Genomic DNA, 17,009 nt, shown 5'->3' with positions numbered 1-17,009 from the left:
TACGCTCCCGCGCGCGAAATGTGCAGCGTCTGCGCAAGCGAGGTCATCGACACCCGCGCGTCCTGCCGCAGTGCCTGCACGATCGCGTGGTCTGTCTCGTCCAGTTCCATAGCGCTCCCACCATCCGAGGCACCAACCCCGGTCACCACTTGTACACATTATTGCCCGAATTGCTCCCTTTCGTCCAACGTTGAGCGAATATTTCGAGACGATTACTACCCTGAGTGGCAACATCTCGCACGCGCGTTCGCCCGCGCGGCGGCAAGCTCAAGGAGGAGCCGATGTCTCACACCCACGCGCAAGCGTCAGCAGCCTCGCTGCTCCCCAGCGAGGCGCCAGTTCAACTCGTCTCCGCGGCGGGATCCCACACCCCAGTCGCCGGCTACGCGCTGCCAGACGACGCAACGCTCACCAACGCGTTCGCCGCGCTCCTGGCCGGCAGGCGCATGAACGACCAGTGCAACGCCCTAGTGCGCCAGGGGCGGCTCGCGGTCTACCCGTCTTCGCACGGGCAGGAGGCATGCCAGGTTGCGGCGGCATTCGCGCTCGCAGATTCTGACTGGATGTTTCCGACCTACCGCGACTCCGTCGCTGTCATGGCACGCGCGTCGCGCCGGCGGACGCCATGACGCTGCTGCGTGGCGACTGGCACTCGGGGTACGACCCGCACGAGTTTCGCGTCGCCCCGCAGGCCACGCCACTCGCCACACAGCTCCTGCACGCCACGGGGTTCGCGCACGCTGCCAGGCTGCGAGGCGAGGACACCGTTGTGCTCGCGATGTGTGGTGACGGCGCAACGAGCGAGGGAGACTTTCACGAGGCGTTGAACTTCGCGGCAGTCTTCGGTCTCGCCGTGGTCTTCTTCGTTCAGAACAACGAGTTCGCGATCTCCGTGCCGCTCTCAAGGCAGACGGCCGCCCCCTCACTCGCGCACAAGGCGGTCGGCTACGGAATGCCAGGCAAACGCGTCGACGGAAATGACGTCGCCGCGCTGCTTGCTGTGCTCGGCGAGGCAGTAGACCGAGCACGCAGCGGCCTCGGCCCCAGCCTCATCGAAGCCCACACGTATCGCATGCTCGCGCACACGAACGCAGACGATGACAGTCGTTACCGCGAGCACGAGGCGGTGCAGGCCTGGGCGGAGCGCGACCCGATCCTTCGCCTGCGGGCCCTCCTGCGCGAACGCGAAGTGCTCACCGACGACACGGAGGCGGAGTTTGCCGCGCGGGCAGAGGAGGTCGCCGCTGACCAGCGCGTCGCGATGCACGCAGAGCCAGAGGTTGATGCCGAGGACCTCTTCCGCCACGTGTTTGCCGAGCGCCCGGCAATGCTCGACGCGCAGTGGCGCACACTACGAGACGAGATCGAGCGAACGGAGGCCCCCGCATGAGCATCGCAACGCTCGCCAAGCAAGAGCCGAACGGTGCAGTGGCGGCCGGCCGACGCCCGGACGTCGAAACCATGACCATGGCCGCAGCACTCAATCGGGCCCTCGCCGATTCACTCGCGGAGGACGAACGTGTCTTGGTCTTCGGGGAGGACGTCGGCGCACTTGGCGGCGTATTCCGCGTCACCGATGGGTTGACGGCGCGGTTCGGGGAAGCACGCTGCTTCGACACCCCGCTCGCCGAGGCAGGCATCGTCGGGACCGCGGTTGGTATGGCGATGAATGGGCTCGTGCCGGTCGTCGAGATGCAGTTTGATGCGTTCGCGTTTCCCGCGTTCGAGCAGATCGTGAGCCACGTAGCAAAACTCGGAAACCGTACCCGGGGCGCGCTCCGCATGCCGATCGTCATCCGCATCCCTTTCGGCGGAGGGATCGGCGGCGTCGAACACCACTGCGATTCGTCAGAGGCCTATTACGCCCACACCCCTGGGCTGACCGTGGTCACCCCAGCGACGCCGCAGGACGCCTACTCGCTCCTGCGCGCCGCCATCGCCTCGCCAGACCCCGTCGTGTTCATGGAGCCGAAGAAGCTCTACTGGTCGCAGGGCCCTGTGGACACGTCGGTCGTCGGCGAGCTGCGCCGAGCCGAAATTGTTCGCGAGGGATCCGACGTCACGCTCATCAGCTACGGCCCGTCACTGCCCGTGGCATTGCAGGCGGCAGAGGCGTGCGAGAGGGAGGGCAGGAGCGCGCAGGTCGTCGATGTGCGCACCCTCACCCCGTTTGACGACGAGACGGTTGCGGCGGCCGTGCGCAGCACGGGACGCGCGGTGGTCATCGCTGAGGCCCCCGGGTTCGCGAGCGTCGCCTCCGAGATTCAGGCCCGCGTCTTTGAGCAGTGTTTCGAGTACTTGGAGGCGCCTGTGCGCCGCGTCGCCGGCTTCGACATCCCCTTCCCCTCGCCCAAGTTCGAGCACTGGAACCTGCCAGACGTCGACCGAATCCTCGACGCAATCGACACACTGCACTGGGAGGAGGCGCGATGACACACCAGACCTTTCACCTCCCCGACCTTGGCGAGGGCCTCACTGAGGCCGTGCTCGTGCGCTGGGCCGTTGCCGTCGGCGACGAGGTCGCCCTCGACCAGGTCATCTGCGAGGTCGAGACCGCGAAAAGCATCGTGGATCTCCCCTCGCCATACGCCGGCACCGTTCTCCGGCTCCACGCCGAGGCGGGCGGCACCATCGCAACTGGGGCGCCCGTGCTCGATGTTGCTGGCGACGCTCATACGGCAGAGCAGGAGGCGTACCGCGCCGAGGAACAGGCCGGATCAGGCAATGTCCTCATTGGGTACGGCACTGGCACCGGGCCAGTGACAAGCAGGCGACGCCGCGGCACGGCCGCTCCCTCACCCTCGCCCGAACCCTCGCCCGAGCGCGGTCCGGTTGCCGTGCGCTCCCCCATCGTGCGCCGGCTCGCACGCGAGCTCGGCGTGGATCCGGCTTCGGTCACCGCGAGTGGAAGCGACGGTGCGGTCACCCGCGACGACGTACTGCGGGCCGCGGCCGCTGGCTCGACAGCGCCTGCCCTGCCGGCTGGCGGGGATGGCGAGGGCGCGTCGCCGCTGCGAGTTATCCACACCGAACGGTTCTCGCAACTGCGCTTGGCTGTGAGCGAGCGGCTTGGGCGCAGCCGCGCGGAGATTCCCGAGGCGACGGTGTGGGTCGACGCAGACCTCACCGACCTCCTCACGCTGCGTGCTGCGATGGCAGCTGACGGTGCGAACCCGCCCTCGATCACCGCCCTGTTCGCCCGCTACGTGCTCATTGCGCTCGCAGAGTTCCCGCTGCTCGCCGCGCGCATTGTTTCGGGCGGCGAAGCGTTTGAACGCTACGACGGGGTAAACCTTGGAGTAGCGGTGGACACGGACCGCGGCCTCATGGTGCCCGTGCTCCCGCGTGCCGATGCGCTGAGCCTCGACGCGCTCGACACGGCACTGCGCGACCTCGCCGCCACCGCACGCGCCGGGCGGATCGCCCCTCACCGGCTGCGAGGGTCCACGTTCACGGTGAACAACTACGGCGGGCTTGGTGTCGACGGTTCTGCTGCGATCATCAACCATCCTGAGGTCGCGATCATCGGCATCGGGCGGATCCTCGCGCGGCCGTGGGTCGTCGACGGGGAGATCACCCCGCGGCACATCGCCCAGCTCTCGCTGGTGTTCGACCATCGCATCTGTGACGGCGGATACGCCGCGGGGTTTCTGCGAACTGTCGTCAGACTTCTTGAGCACCCGCTCACCGCGTATCCGCGGATCTGAGCAGCCGAGCCGCCGAGTGCTGCCCTATGACCGGTTGCATAGCCGCCCCCGGACACCTATCCTGAAATCATTACCGACCGATCAGTCACTAATTCCGTGACGAACGGTCGCGCCAGACGAGGAGGTCGCGGCGCATGCCAGAGACACCCACCACTTCAGCCGCTGTACCGGCGGAACTGCCGCGGGGCGAGTCGCCGCTCGTGGTCGCCGACCACGGCACCCACGTCCTCGCGACCCTCGACCGCCCCGAGAAGCGAAACGCGATCGACCGGGAACTCATCGAAGCGCTCCACGCGCTCTGCGACAAGCTCGAGCGAACGCCACAGACCCTCATTCTGTTCGGCGCCGGCGGCAACTTCGCCGCGGGCGCCGACATCCAGCAGCTCCTCGAACGCCGCGGCCCTGACGCTCTCTCCGGCATCAACACGCAGGCCTTCATGCGGGTCGCCGCGCTGCCGATGCCGGTCATCGCCGTGCTCGACGGCTACGCGCTCGGCGGGGGCGCTGAGCTCGCCTACGCGGCCGATATTCGCGTCGGCACCACCGCGCTGCGGGTCGGCAACCCGGAGACAGGATTCGGGATCCTCGCTGGCGCTGGAGCGAGCTGGCGACTGCGCGACCTCGTCGGAGAATCGCTCGCGTCCGAGATGCTACTCGCCGGGCGGATCCTGGACGGTGAAGCTGCGCTGGCAGCCGGACTCATCACCCACCTGCACGAGACAGGCGACGCCGCACTAGCTGCCGCGATCGAGATTGCCAGCAGCATCGCCGAGCTCGACCCCCAGGCGACGCGCGCAACCAAACGGGTGCTTCGCGCGCCGAGAGACGCGCACCCCGCCATCGATCTCGCGGAACAGGCGCGGTTGTTTGACAGCGAGGAGAAGACGCGAAGGATGACCGCGTTCCTCAACCGGAAGCGCCGGCAGTGACGCGGTCAACCGCCAGCGGAGTGCCGTCGCCTCACGCGTCCCCTCCTGCGCCACCACTAGCCACAGCACGACGAACGGAGCCACGATGACCCGCACACTGCAGAGCTATATCCACGACGCGTGGTGGCAGCCATCCGCCTCAGACCTCGCGGCTGAACCGGCTGTAAACATCCGCGATGCGACGACAGGCGAGGTCGTCGCGGGCGTCTCAACCGCGGGTCTCGACCTTCGCGCGGCGATGGAGTATGCCCGCACCACCGGGCAGGCATCCCTGAGCGCGCTCACGTTTCACGAACGGGCAGTCCTGCTCAAACAGTTCGCGCTCGCGCTCACCGAACGCAAAGCCGAGCTCTACGCCCTGTCGACGCACACCGGGGCAACGGCTGCCGATTCGTGGGTCGACATCGACGGCGGAATCGGGGTGCTCTTCAGTTACGCGAGCAAGGGCCGCCGCGAGCTCCCCAACGCGCGCGTCGAGCTCGACGGACCCGTCGAGGTGCTCGCGAAGGACGGCTCATTCCTTGGCAGACACATTCGCACCACTCTGCCGGGGGTGGCCGTGCAGATCAACGCCTTCAACTTCCCCGTGTGGGGAGCGCTGGAGAAGCTCGCCCCGACGTTCCTCGCCGGCATGCCGACACTCATTAAACCGGCGACGCCCGGCGCCTATCTCACCGAGCACGCCGTGCGCATTCTCGTCGACACCGGTCTCCTCCCCGCTGGATCAGTGCAGCTCGCCACGGGCGCCATCCGTGAGGTCCTCACCCACTCGCGGCTCGGCGATGTGATCGCATTTACCGGCTCGGCAAGTACGGCCGAGACGCTGAGTCAGCACCCGGCGGTGCGCACCGGCGGCGTGCGTTTCGGCGCCGAGACCGATTCCATCAACGCCTCAGTGCTCGGCCCAGACGCCGAGCCAGGCACCCCAGAATTCGACGGCTACGTGCGGCAGCTCGTCACAGAAATGACCTCGAAGGCCGGGCAGAAGTGCACCGCGATCCGCCGCGCTATCGTGCCGAAAGCGCTCGCTGACGCCGTCGCCGAGGCTGTGATCGCGCGGATTGCCGCGACCGTCGTCGTCGGCGACCCCCGCGACGAGACGACCACCATGGGCGCGCTCGCCTCAACCGAACAGCGCGCTGAGGTGCTGCGGCAAGTGCACCGGCTGGTCGCGGGAGGGGGCAGGGTGCTGCTCGGCGCAGGGCAGCTTGACGACGAACACAGCGCGTTCCTCACCCCGATCCTGCTCCGCTTTGACGACCCGCACGCGGACCGCGTGCACGACACCGAAGCGTTCGGCCCCGTCTCCTCGATACTCGCCTACGACTCCGATGCGGAGGCCGCCGCGCTCGTGAACCGCGGCGGTGGCTCGCTCGTGACAAGCGTGGCGTCAGCGGATCCCGAGTTCGTGGCTCGCCTCACCGGGCGGATCGCTCCGGGCAACGGCCGCATCCTCATCCTCGACCGCACGTGCGCACGCGCCTCAACCGGCCACGGCTCCCCGCTGCCCAGCCTCGTGCACGGCGGGCCAGGACGCGCAGGCGGCAGCGAGGAGCTCGGGGGCATGCGCGCTGTCTTCCACTACATGCAGCGCACCGCCATCCAGGGAAGCCCGGAGATGCTCACGGCAATCACTGGCGTGTGGCACCCAGGTGCCGCAACGAGTGCCGACGTTCACCCCTTCAGAAAGTCGCTCGCCGAGCTGCGCATCGGCGACCAGGTGGTCTCGGAGCCGCGCGAGGTCACGCTCGACGACATCACGCACTTCGCCGAGTTCACCGGCGACACCTTCTACGCCCACACCGACGAGGAAGCTGCCGCGGCGAACCCGTTCTTTCCCGGCCGCATCGCGCACGGCTATCTCTTGCTGTCCTTCGCAGCGGGGTTGTTCGTCGCGCCGGAGCCCGGGCCAGTGCTCGCAAACTACGGCCTCGAGAGCCTCCGCTTCATCACGCCGGTCTCCCCAGGCGACCGGGTGCGCGTCGCGCTCACCGCGAAGCAGATCATCCCGCGCGAAACCGACGACTACGGTGAGGTGCGCTGGGATGCGGTGCTCACGAACCAGCGAAACGACACCGTCGCAACCTATGACGTGCTCACGCTCGTCGCGAAGTCGGCAACGCCAGCGGCGTAGTCCACGCGCGGCATGCGGCGGCCTCGCCGGCCCCGCGCGCCAGTCGGCTATCGCCCGGCGTCAGCCTCTGACGCCCGCATGCCGGAACGCACGTACGAGAGCACGGTCTCCGCGAGCGCTTCGGGTTCCTCTTGGCCGTCAGGTCGGTACCATTCGACGAGGGAATTCACGAGGCCGAAGGTGAGGCGGGCAGCGATCGCGGGGTCGATGTCGTCCCGCATTCCGCCAGCTGCGCGAGCTGCCTCAAACTCCAGGCTCAGCCGCCGCGTGAGCTCGCGCCGCCTAGCCATCGCCGTGAGCTCGATCTCCGAGTTTCCGTGAAGCCGCAACAGCAGCACGAGGTATTGCTGTCGCTCGCACGCGACCACCACGGCCTCCCTGACGATGCGACCGATCCGTTCGATCGCGGGAATGTCGACGGCCGCAGCGCTATCGAACACCCGCTCAAGCTCACCCAGCACCCGCTCGAGTGCGATTTCGAGCATCTCGGCTTTAGACGTGAAGTGGTGGTAGACGGCAGACTTCGACAGACCGAGCCGCTTCGCGATCGTGTCGAGCGACGCCGCGTCATAGCCGCGATCGACGAACACCCCGACGATCACCTCGAGCATGCTGTTCTGATCGTGCCCGGGCCTGCCGCGCCGCACTGCAGGCGCAGTATCGAAAGCCGCCATATGGGGCCCTCCTTCCCGCCGGGCACCGTGTGAGTGACCGCTGCATCGCATGAGACGGATCTTCCCGCCCCGTTAAAGTTACCGCAGGTCGTACAACCGCTTGAGTTTCCCCTCCGAGCGGGGCAGCGATCCGCCGGCGACGAGCTCGACGCCGACGCGGGCCCCAACGCGCTCAGCGATGCTCGCACGAAACACGTCGGCCGCCAACGCTGCGGCTGCCGCGTCGGTTCCGGGCCCGGCCTCGATCTTCACCAGCAGCTCGTCGAGGGCTCCGCTCCGCGACAGTTCGAGCACAAAGTGCGAGGTCAGCTCGGGGATGCCAAGCGCAATCTCCTCAATCTGTGTCGGGAAGACGTTCACCCCGCGAAGCACGATCATGTCGTCGTTGCGCCCGAGGATCTTCGCGATCCGCCTGTGCGCTGGCCTGGCGCTGCCAGGATGCAGCGACGTGAGGTCGCGGGTCCGGTAGCGAATCATCGGGAAGGCCTCCCTGGTGAGCGTCGTGAATACGAGCTCACCGCGCTCACCGTCCGCCACCTGCGTGAGCGCCTCATCGACGATCTCGGGCAGAAAGTGGTCTTCCCAGACGTGCGGCCCGTCCTGCGTTTCAACGCACTCGTTGGCAACGCCAGGGCCCATGATCTCTGAGAGGCCGTAAATGTCGACGGCGCGAAGGTCGAGTCGTTCCTCGAGCTCCTTCCGCATCGCGTCGGTCCACGGCTCCGCACCGCACACGGCCACTTTCAGGCTCGTCGCGCGCGGGTCCAACCCCGCCGCCGCAAACGCGTCAGCAATGGTGAGGAGATAGCTGGGGGTGCACATGATGGCGTCGGGTTCGAAATCGCGAATCAACTGCACCTGCTTCGCGGTGTTGCCGCCAGACATCGGGACGACGGTGCAGCCGAGCCGTTCGATTCCGGCGTGCGCGCCGAGCCCACCGGTGAACAGCCCGTAACCATAAGCGTTGTGCACCGTCCACCCAGGGCGCACACCCGAGGCGAAGAGTGAGCGCGCCACCAGGTCAGCCCAGGTGTCGAGGTCACGTTGCGTGTAGCCGACGACAGTCACCTGACCGGTCGTCCCCGACGACGCGTGGATGCGGCGGAGGTCGCCCCTTGGCACGGCGCAGAGCCCGAACGGATAGTTCGCGCGCAGATCCTCCTTCGTGGTGAACGGCAGGCGAGCAATATCGGCGAGCTCACGGATATCGTCCGGCGCGATGCCTGCCTCGTCGAACCGGCGCGTGTAGAACGGCACGCGTTCGTATGCGTGCCGCACGGTCCACTGCAGCCGCTCGAGCTGAAGGCGCTCGAGCTCGACTCTCGTCATGGATTCCGCAGGGTGCAGGCCGGCGTGCGGCTGCCGCGTCGGCGGGTACGTGTCGCGTGTCATGCTCGCCTCTTCTCTCGTGCGCTGGGTGGCAGGGCACGTGCCCCCCACTCCGTGTGGTGGCTATCCGGGTGGCGTTGCGGGGCCGCCGGTGACAAAGGATCGTCCGCGAAACTCCGCGACGACCGCGCCGGACTCTGCGGAAACCGTGACGTCGTAGAGCCCATTTCGGCCGGAACGCCATCGCCTGGTCGCCGTCGCGGTGAGCAGCTCGCCTGCGCGACTCGGGCTCGTGAATGTGATCTCCGCGCCCGCGGCAACGACCGGGTGTTCACCCTCGTTGCATGCGTAGGCGAACGCCGTATCGGCGAGGGTGAACACGACGCCGCCGTGCGTGGTACCGAAGCCGTTGGTCATGTCGGGACGCACCCGCATCGTCAGCACTGCGCGCCCTCGCTCAAGCTCCGTGACGGTGATGCCGTATGCGGCTTTCGCTGGGTCGTCGCGGAGCATCGCGGTCGCCATCCATGCCGGATCGGGCTCGACACTCACGTCGGCTGGCCCCGCATCCCCCACTGGGTGGCTCGAAGGTGAACTCATGTGCACTCCATTGTGGTCGTGGTATCGTTGACCTATACTCACTGAATGTTCGGTAAGTAATTCGATTGACGGCAACGTTACCACCTTCTTTCCCGCCCAGGAAGACGGGAAAGCGGGCACCTCAGTTGCCGTCTGCGCGGACACCACCCTGTTGCAAGGAGGCACCAGATGGGTCACACGACAGCTCACACACAGGCCTCGCCAGACGCCCAGGCCACGGAGCACGAGCAGCAGCGCTTCGACGCGATCATCGCGGCGGACCAGCGCATCGAGCCACGCGACTGGATGCCCGAGCAGTACCGCAGCTCACTCATCCGCCAGATCTCCCAGCACGCGCACTCCGAGATCATCGGCATGCAACCAGAGGCGAACTGGATTAGCCGCGCGCCCAGCCTCAAACGCAAGGCGATCCTCATTGCCAAGGTGCAAGACGAGGCAGGCCACGGGCTCTACCTCTATTCCGCAGCGCAAACACTTGGGATCACGCGCGAGGAGATGACGCAAAAACTCATTGATGGCAAGGCCCGCTACTCCTCAATCTTCAACTACCACACGCCCACCTGGGCCGATATCGGAGCAATCGGCTGGCTCGTCGACGGCGCGGCGATCTGCAACCAGGTTCCGCTGTGCCGCGCCTCATACGGCCCATACGGCCGAGCCATGGTGCGGATCTGCAAGGAGGAATCGTTCCACCAGCGGCAGGGGTTCGAGATCCTCTACGAACTCGCGCACGGCACCGCCGAACAGAAGCAGCTCGCGCAAGACGCAGTCGACCGCTGGTACTGGCCCTCGCTCATGATGTTCGGCCCAAGCGACGACGCCTCACCGAATTCCGCCCGGTCAATGGCGTGGAAGATCAAACGATTCTCGAACGACGAGCTCCGGCAGCGCTTCGTCGGCATGTGTGTTCCGCAGTTCGAAGCGCTCGGCCTCGAGTGCCCCGACAAGGATCTCCGCTTCGACGAGGCAACGGGCACATGGATCTCCGGGCCCCTCGACTGGGACGAGTTCAGGGCGGTACTCGACGGGCGCGGGCCGGCCAACACCGAACGCCTCGAACATCGCCGCACCGCGCACGAGGACGGCGCCTGGGTTCGGGAGGCCGCGGCCGAATACGCGCGAAAGCAGCGGCGCGGCGAGCGCGTCGCAGCCTGATCCCCCACGCACGAAGGAGAAACCCGATGTCGACACCAGGAGAACTCGGAACCGAGATCTGGCCGCTGTGGGAAGTGTTTGTCCGCGCAAACCGCGGTCTGAGCCACGTCCACGCCGGATCCCTCCACGCACCGGACGAGGCGATGGCGCTGCGCAACGCGCGCGATCTGTACACGAGACGCAGCGAGGGGGTGTCGATCTGGGTCGTCCCCGCCTCCGCGATCACCACCAGCGACCCGGGCTCGAAGGATGCCTACTTCGAGTCGCCAGCGGGCAAGAACTACCGTCACGCCGTCTACTACACCAGGGCCGAGGGGGTGAAGCACCTGTGATCGACCGACACCCCGCCACCCCGTCCGCCGACCTGCACGGCAGTGTGAGCGTCGACGAGCTACGCCTTGCCGAGGAGTTGCCCGGCGCTGGCGGGCGCGCGCGCGAGGAAAGCGCCGAGTACGCGATGTGGCTCGGCGACGACGCGCTGATCCTCTCACAGCAGCTCTCCTGGTGGATCTCACGTGCGCCAGAACTCGAGGAGGACCTGGCGCTGTCGAACATCACCCTCGACCTCCTCGGACACGCACGGGCACTCCTCGGCTACGCCGGCACCGCGTCTGGGCGCACCGCGGATGACCTCGCGTTCTGGCGTGACGAAGCAGCATTTCGCAACGCGTGGCTTGTCGAACAACCCAACGGCGGATTCGGCGACACGATCGCGAGGCTCTTCCTCTTCTCGGCGTACCAACTGCAGCTCTACCGCGACCTGCTCGGCAGCGAGGACGCCTCGCTGCAGGCGATCGCGGCGAAGGCCGAACGCGAGGTGAGCTACCACGTCGACCACGCCGCACAGTGGGTACTGCGGCTCGCGGGGGGAACCGAGTTGAGCCGCGAGCGGATCATCGCAGGGTTCGACCGCGCGTGGCCGTTCGTCACCGAGCTGTTCACCGATCAGCCGCTGAACGACCAGCTCGCTGGCATCGCGCCCCGCCCCTCCGCGCTGCGGCCAGGCTTCGACGCGGCGGTCGCCACGATCCTCACCGAGGCAGCCCTCGAGGAGCCACGGGTGCAACCGGCCGACGCTCGCGGCCGCTCCGGGATCCACAGCACCCGAATGGGCTACATCCTCGCTGAAATGCAGTGGCTGCCCCGCAGACACCCCGGGGCGACATGGTGACCCGGCTGCGCCCCACCGACGCTGCGGCAGCACGGGTGTGGGACATCGCAGCCACAGTGCCCGACCCAGAGGTGCCCGTACTCACCATCGAAGACCTTGGGGTGCTCCGCTCGGCCGAGATCAACGGCGGCGAGGTGAACGTCGTCCTCACCCCGACGTACTCCGGGTGCCCGGCACTCGACCAGATGCGCGTCGACGTCGCCGCCAGGCTACGCGCAGCGGGCTACGAGCGGGTGCGCGTCACCACAACGCTCAGCCCGGCGTGGAGCACGGACTGGATGAGCGAAGCGGGCAAACGCAAACTCGAGGCATACGGAATTGCGCCTCCCCACGTCCGCTCCGCACTCGGATCGGGGCCCGTCAGGCTGCAACTGGCGGTGAAGTGCCCGCGCTGCCACTCGCCGCAGACGCGCGAAGTATCGCGATTCGGATCCACAGCCTGCAAGGCGCACTACACATGCCTCGCCTGCCTCGAACCCTTCGACTACTTCAAGCCGCACTAGCACCGCGGCCAACCCCCGCCACGCGAACACCCCACCCACCCCGTACCGGCACCGTCGCCGCGAGAGGAACAAGCAATGGCCGCAACGAACCTTGGCGCCACGCGGCGCGCAACGTTTCACAGCCTTCGCGTTGCCCAGCTGCGGCGCCTCACCGCAGCCAGCGTCGAGGTGACATTCGAGGTGCCGCCGCACCTCGCGGCCGATTACCGCTACTTTGCCGGCCAGCATCTTGCCCTGCGCACCACCATCGCTGGCGAGGACCTGCGACGCTCGTATTCCATCTGCAGGCCACCAGCGGACGGGCGCATCTCCGTGGCGGTGAAACGCGACCACGGCGGCGTGTTCTCCACGTGGGTGAACGACGAGCTGCGCGTTGGCGACACCCTGCAGGTCATGACCCCGCAGGGGGCGTTCACCTCGAACCTCGACGAGCTCGCGGGCAGGCACGTCGCGGGTATCGCGGCGGGATCGGGGATCACCCCAATCATCACCATCGCGCACCACGTGCTCGAAAGCTCAGACTCCTCACGCTTCGACCTGCTGTTCACCAACCGTTCCTCGGCAGACGTCATGTTCGTTGAGGAGCTCTCCGACCTCAAGGACCGCTTCCCCGATCGCTTTGCCCTGCACCACGTGCTGTCCCGCGAGCAGCGGTCCGCCCCCGTCATGTCCGGCAGGCTCGACGAGGAGCGGCTGCGCAGCATCCTGAGCTCCGTGATCCCCGCCGCCATCCCCAACGAGTGGGTGATCTGCGGCCCCTTCGATCTCGTGCAGCTCAGCAGGGATCTGCTCGCCGAGCACGGCGTCGACCCCGCTCACGTGCGCTTCGAGCTGTTCACGACGGGCGAGCCGGGAAGCGCGCCGCGCGCGCGGCCGGTCGAGGTCAGGGCCGGCGAGGAAGTCGTGACGATCGACTTCACCCTCGACGGCACATCCTCATCCGTTGCGAGCCCCGTCGCGGCAAACGAGACCGTGCTCAACGCCGCACTGCGCGTGCGCCCCGACGTGCCGTTCGCGTGCGCAGGCGGGGTGTGCGGCACCTGTCGGGCCCACGTCACCGAGGGATCCGTGTCGATGACCGAGAACTACGCGCTCGAGGCCGACGAGATCGAGCGCGGCTTCGTACTCACCTGCCAGTCGCACCCCCAGTCAGAACGCCTCGTCATCAACTACGACGCGTAACCCAGAAAGGTCCACGGCATGACGCACGAAATCACCCTGACGATCGCCGACGATGTCGCCGAGATCACCCTCAACGCTCCCGCGCGACTCAACGCGCTCGGCCCCGACATGCTGCGCGGACTCTCCGACGCCTACTCCGAAGCGGCCGCAGCGAACGTGCGCGCGCTGCTCCTGCACGGCGAAGGCCGGGCCTTCTCGGCCGGGCGCGACATCTCGGGCGTTGACCCGCGCAACGACGACGTCCCCGGCTACCTCAGTGGCCTCGTCGAGCCACTGCTCGCCCAAATGAGCGACTTCCCCGCCCCCACCTTCGCGAGCGCACACGGCGCCTGCCTCGGCGTCGGCCTCGGGCTGCTCATCGCGACCGACGTGGTCTACGTCGCAGAGTCCGCAAAGATCGGGAGCCCGTTCGCGAACCTCGGCGCGACCCTCGACTCCGGCGGACACGCCCTCTTTTACGAGCGCCTCGGTGCGCACCGAACGCTTGACCTCATCTACACCGGGCGGCTCATGAGCGGCGAAGAAGCCGTCGCCTCAGGGCTCTTCTCGCGGGCGTTCCCCGACGCAGAGGTGCTCGCTGAGACCCGCACCGCTGCGGCGAGCGCGGCGCGCGGCGCGACGCAGGCATTCCTCGCCTCAAAGCGACTCGTTCGGGAGCTGCGCGACCGCAGAGTCGGCCTGTGGGAATCCATGTCAGCGGAGAATCAGGCGCAGGCTGCGCTCTGCGACACCCCGGACTACCGTGAAGGCTTCGCTGCGTTCCAGGAGAAACGCCAGCCCGTATTCGCGGGTCGGGCCGCGGGCACCGGAGACACAGCAGGCCCCGGGAACAGCTCACCCGATCGGTGAGTCGCCGGGGCTTTGCGCCCACCGCCAGCCCCGCATCGGCACGCCATGCACACAGCAAAATGCCCGGCACCACGCAGTGTGGGCCGGGCATTTCGTCAATGTCCTGAGACATTCCATGTGGTGGCGGGTGAGGGATTTGAACCCACGAAGCTTACGCGTCTGATTTACAGTCAGATCCCTTTGGCCGCTCGGGCAACCCGCCGTTGGTCGTGTGACCACGACCAGGGAACAACATTACCGGCTCGCCGCCCCGAACGGAAATCGAATCCACGCGGCGCCGCGTGTCAGAATCTTCTCATGCCCATTCTCCCCCCGAACTACACGCTCCACTCGGCTCGCGGCCTCGACGCTCTCTCGCCCCGCACGCTCCACGACATCGCACGTCTCCGCCAGGAAGTCTTCGTCGTCGAGCAGGACTGCGCCTACCTTGACCTCGATGGGCGCGACGCTGAGCCAGCGACGGAGCAGTTCTGGGTTGCCGTGCCCCGCGACCAGCACGCCACCGCCGCGGACGCCGCCGCGCCTGCGCTCACCTCTGACACGACCTCGACCATCGCGGCAACGCTCCGCGTGCTCGACGAGGGCGGCCGCGAACCTGGGCTACGCGCAATCGGCCGGGTCGTGACGAGCCCCGAGCACAGAGGCAAAGCACTCGCGGCCGCACTCATTGAGGAGGTCATCGCACAGCACGGTGACGGGCCGCTCGTGCTCGAAGCACAATCGCACCTCACCGCCTGGTACGGGCGGCACGGTTTCACTGTGAGCGGGCCTGAGTACCTCGAAGACGGCATCCCGCACACCCCGATGCGCCGCGGCTGAGGTTCCGCGCGTTCAGCGCCATCGCGGTGAGTGCCCGGACGCGGCTCAGCACTCGAGACGGAGCGCCTCGAGCGCGTCAAGCCAGCGGTCGGCCGTTGCATCGTCGAACGGCGCTCGCTGCGCACGCACACGGTCTTCCAGGTCGAGCGCGAGCGCCTCGAGCTGTTCCATGACCTCCGCCGGGTAGCCGAAAGCTGCGGAGTGCTCGGCCCACTCGTCACGGTCGTCCACCCATGTCCCGCTGGGTCCGTCAACGCGCACAACGTCAAGATCCATGTCGATCCCTGTCGCGCGCGAACCGTCCGCGCTCCACTGAATGTCCCAACCCAAATCGATGTAGATCCGCATGCCCTTTGGATGGTTGCGGTTCACGGTGACGGCGAAGTCCGGGCTCGTGACGCCGCTGTGCGCAAACCCCACGCCGTCTTGCATCGCGGGGACGAGCGTCACGCTCGAACCGGTCACCGTGAGCGACTTTCCCGGCCGGTCGCTCCGCCACCCTGCCGGCTGGCCAAGCCAGTCGCCCCACTCGTCTGACCCGAGGTAGACGCACTCGTGCCGCCAGTGCGTCGAGCCATCCCACTTCCGCCATTGAAATTTCATCGGGGTGCCTGGCTCGGGTCTCGTTGTCTGCACGAGCCGATTCTAGCCACGGCCCCGTTGCGCGCACAGACCGACCGCGCCAGCCAGCCAGATCGTCCACCATTGGGCGAGGGCCTGTTCCTCTGAATCGCTTTCGAGACCATCCTCGGCACCGAACTCCTGAGCCGGTGCCGAGGATCGCGCTTTCGGGAGTCTTATGCGCGGCTTGAAGCTCTCACCCTCACTACATCCAGGAGAACAGCGATGAGGATCATGGCGCCACCAATCATCGAGATGTAGTAAGCGGAGATGCTTGAGAGTTGCATCGCGACCTGCACCACTGTGATCAACAAAATGCCACCGAGAATGCCCGAAACTCTACCAATCCCACCCTTAAGCGAGACCCCGCCGATCACCGGAGCTGCGATAGCGTACATCATCATCTCGGAGCCAATCGTCGAGTTCACGCCAGAGAGGTACGCTGTGGCCAGCCAGCCGGCCGTGCCCGCAAGCAGCCCTGACACCATAAATGCTGAAACACGCACCTTGGTTGTGGGGATACCAGCTGCGAACGCGGCCCGTCTATTGCCACCGGTAGCGAAGATTGAACGACCCCAGCGGGTTCGACGGAGAACTACAGAGATCACCACGAACAGCAGGATGATCGCGAGCGGCATGATGGGCCACCCTCCGATCTGCCCGCTTCCAATGAAGGTGTAGCCAGGGTCAGTAATCGTGATTGTGGTGCCCCTCGTAAGCGCCAGCACGGCGCCTGTCAGCGTGAGCCCCACAGCGAGAGTCGTAATAAGCGAGTTCATGCCGAGCACTGCAACACACAGCCCGTTGATGAGGCCAATGACTACACCCGTAAGGATCGCAACCAGAATTGCAATCACGGCTGGTGCACCAGCGTTTAGGGCGAGCGCCGCAAGGGCCCCTGAGAACCCCAGCACTCCGACTATGGAAAGATCGATTTCCCCTATGAGTAGCGTGAACGCCACTCCGACCGCAAGGAAACCGAGTGTCGTCGCTTGCACGAGGATGTTCTGGAAGTTGGCAACAGAGAAGAAGAATGGGTTTAACAAGTAGCCGACCACCGCAAACAGCACCAGGAGCAACCAAACAATGTTGTCAAACAGCATCTGCCCTAGCTTCGGGGAGCCCTTCGCAGGCTCTGTAGCGCCCTTGCCAACCGCGATCTGTTGCGTCAAACTTTCAGTCATGATGAAACCTTCTGGGTAGAAATGCTGCTGAGTACACGATCTGGAGTGAGCTCGTCGCCAGCCAGCTCGGTCACGACGGCACCATCGGAGAATGCGACCGCTCGATCCACAATTCGGCACATTTCATCGGCGTCGTACGTAAGAACAACTAC

At 66.7% G+C, this 17,009-nt stretch carries 17 protein-coding genes, 1 tRNA gene and 1 pseudogene; 12 read left to right on the top strand and 7 right to left on the bottom strand.

The genetic code is table 11. The features are described from left to right. Positions 1–110, bottom strand: a 110-nt coding sequence (locus SD72_RS15890; RefSeq protein ID WP_042545444.1) for an Lrp/AsnC family transcriptional regulator, incomplete at its 3' end; no start/stop codon positions are given. Positions 111–281: 171 nt separating this feature from the next. Between SD72_RS15890 and SD72_RS15885 the strand changes: the two are divergent. The 5 genes and pseudogenes from SD72_RS15885 to paaZ all read left to right on the top strand — a co-directional run bounded on the left by SD72_RS15885 (position 282) and on the right by paaZ (position 6,770). After that, a pseudogene (locus SD72_RS15885) lies at positions 282–1,390 on the top strand (thiamine pyrophosphate-dependent enzyme). 71 nt (positions 1,391–1,461) lie between these two features. After that, positions 1,462–2,433 carry an alpha-ketoacid dehydrogenase subunit beta gene (locus SD72_RS15880; RefSeq protein ID WP_042545449.1) on the top strand — a complete coding sequence of 324 codons (972 nt, stop codon included), beginning with the start codon at positions 1,462–1,464 and terminating at the stop codon, positions 2,431–2,433. Next, the gene (locus SD72_RS15875; protein ID WP_084767284.1) at positions 2,430–3,707 is read left to right on the top strand and encodes a dihydrolipoamide acetyltransferase family protein; all 1,278 of its coding nucleotides are present in this window, start codon (positions 2,430–2,432) and stop codon (positions 3,705–3,707) included. The genes SD72_RS15880 and SD72_RS15875 overlap by 4 nt, the downstream gene beginning before the upstream one ends. A gap of 134 nt (positions 3,708–3,841) precedes the next feature. Beyond that, complete coding sequence (locus SD72_RS15870; RefSeq protein ID WP_042545443.1) at positions 3,842–4,636, top strand: enoyl-CoA hydratase/isomerase family protein; 795 nt, start codon at positions 3,842–3,844, stop codon at positions 4,634–4,636. Between the two features lie 85 nt (positions 4,637–4,721). Then, complete coding sequence (gene paaZ / locus SD72_RS15865; RefSeq protein ID WP_052492767.1) at positions 4,722–6,770, top strand: phenylacetic acid degradation bifunctional protein PaaZ; 2,049 nt, start codon at positions 4,722–4,724, stop codon at positions 6,768–6,770. Between the two features lie 47 nt (positions 6,771–6,817). Here paaZ and SD72_RS15860 read toward each other — a convergent pair whose 3' ends face one another. From SD72_RS15860 to paaI, 3 genes are all read right to left on the bottom strand, one after another. Continuing rightward, positions 6,818–7,444: a TetR/AcrR family transcriptional regulator gene (locus tag SD72_RS15860; protein WP_042545442.1), complete on the bottom strand. Its 627-nt coding sequence runs from the start codon at positions 7,442–7,444 to the stop codon at positions 6,818–6,820. Positions 7,445–7,522: 78 nt separating this feature from the next. Further along, positions 7,523–8,836, bottom strand: coding sequence for a phenylacetate--CoA ligase family protein (locus SD72_RS15855; protein WP_042545441.1), 1,314 nt, complete (start codon positions 8,834–8,836; stop codon positions 7,523–7,525). 60 nt (positions 8,837–8,896) lie between these two features. Beyond that, complete coding sequence (paaI, locus tag SD72_RS15850) at positions 8,897–9,373, bottom strand: hydroxyphenylacetyl-CoA thioesterase PaaI (RefSeq protein ID WP_042545440.1); 477 nt, start codon at positions 9,371–9,373, stop codon at positions 8,897–8,899. Positions 9,374–9,541: 168 nt separating this feature from the next. On the opposite strand from paaI, the gene paaA reads away from it, so the two are divergent. The 6 genes from paaA to SD72_RS15820 all read left to right on the top strand — a co-directional run bounded on the left by paaA (position 9,542) and on the right by SD72_RS15820 (position 14,233). Further along, a complete protein-coding gene (gene paaA / locus SD72_RS15845; protein WP_042545439.1) occupies positions 9,542–10,528 on the top strand; it encodes a 1,2-phenylacetyl-CoA epoxidase subunit PaaA in 987 nt (328 codons plus the stop codon). Between the two features lie 26 nt (positions 10,529–10,554). After that, positions 10,555–10,860, top strand: coding sequence for a 1,2-phenylacetyl-CoA epoxidase subunit PaaB (gene paaB / locus SD72_RS15840; RefSeq protein ID WP_042545438.1), 306 nt, complete (start codon positions 10,555–10,557; stop codon positions 10,858–10,860). Beyond that, complete coding sequence (gene paaC, locus SD72_RS15835) at positions 10,857–11,699, top strand: 1,2-phenylacetyl-CoA epoxidase subunit PaaC (RefSeq protein WP_232299830.1); 843 nt, start codon at positions 10,857–10,859, stop codon at positions 11,697–11,699. The genes paaB and paaC overlap by 4 nt, the downstream gene beginning before the upstream one ends. Beyond that, positions 11,693–12,202, top strand: coding sequence for a 1,2-phenylacetyl-CoA epoxidase subunit PaaD (paaD, locus tag SD72_RS15830; protein ID WP_042545437.1), 510 nt, complete (start codon positions 11,693–11,695; stop codon positions 12,200–12,202). The genes paaC and paaD overlap by 7 nt, the downstream gene beginning before the upstream one ends. A 75-nt stretch (positions 12,203–12,277) precedes the next feature. Then, complete coding sequence (gene paaE / locus SD72_RS15825) at positions 12,278–13,384, top strand: 1,2-phenylacetyl-CoA epoxidase subunit PaaE (protein WP_042545436.1); 1,107 nt, start codon at positions 12,278–12,280, stop codon at positions 13,382–13,384. 18 nt (positions 13,385–13,402) lie between these two features. After that, positions 13,403–14,233, top strand: a complete 831-nt coding sequence (locus SD72_RS15820) for an enoyl-CoA hydratase/isomerase family protein (protein ID WP_042545435.1) — start codon at positions 13,403–13,405, stop codon at positions 14,231–14,233. Positions 14,234–14,351: 118 nt separating this feature from the next. Here the strand turns inward: SD72_RS15820 and SD72_RS15815 are convergent. Beyond that, positions 14,352–14,435: transfer RNA gene (locus tag SD72_RS15815), tRNA-Tyr, on the bottom strand. Between the two features lie 95 nt (positions 14,436–14,530). Here SD72_RS15815 and SD72_RS15810 point away from each other — a divergent pair. Next, complete coding sequence (locus SD72_RS15810; RefSeq protein ID WP_042545434.1) at positions 14,531–15,052, top strand: GNAT family N-acetyltransferase; 522 nt, start codon at positions 14,531–14,533, stop codon at positions 15,050–15,052. 45 nt (positions 15,053–15,097) lie between these two features. Here the strand turns inward: SD72_RS15810 and SD72_RS15805 are convergent, their stop codons facing one another. Both SD72_RS15805 and SD72_RS15800 read right to left on the bottom strand, forming a co-directional pair. After that, on the bottom strand, positions 15,098–15,688 hold the full coding sequence (locus tag SD72_RS15805; RefSeq protein WP_157000643.1) for a hypothetical protein: 591 nt from the start codon (positions 15,686–15,688) through the stop codon (positions 15,098–15,100). A 161-nt stretch (positions 15,689–15,849) separates the two neighbouring features. Continuing rightward, on the bottom strand, positions 15,850–16,857 hold the full coding sequence (locus SD72_RS15800) for an ABC transporter permease (RefSeq protein WP_084767283.1): 1,008 nt from the start codon (positions 16,855–16,857) through the stop codon (positions 15,850–15,852). Positions 16,858–17,009: the final 152 nt, after the last annotated feature.

Source organism: Leucobacter komagatae (assembly GCF_000834055.1).
Taxonomy (GTDB): Bacteria; Actinomycetota; Actinomycetes; order Actinomycetales; family Microbacteriaceae; genus Leucobacter; species Leucobacter komagatae_A.
This window is presented reverse-complemented; position numbering and strand designations above follow the sequence as displayed.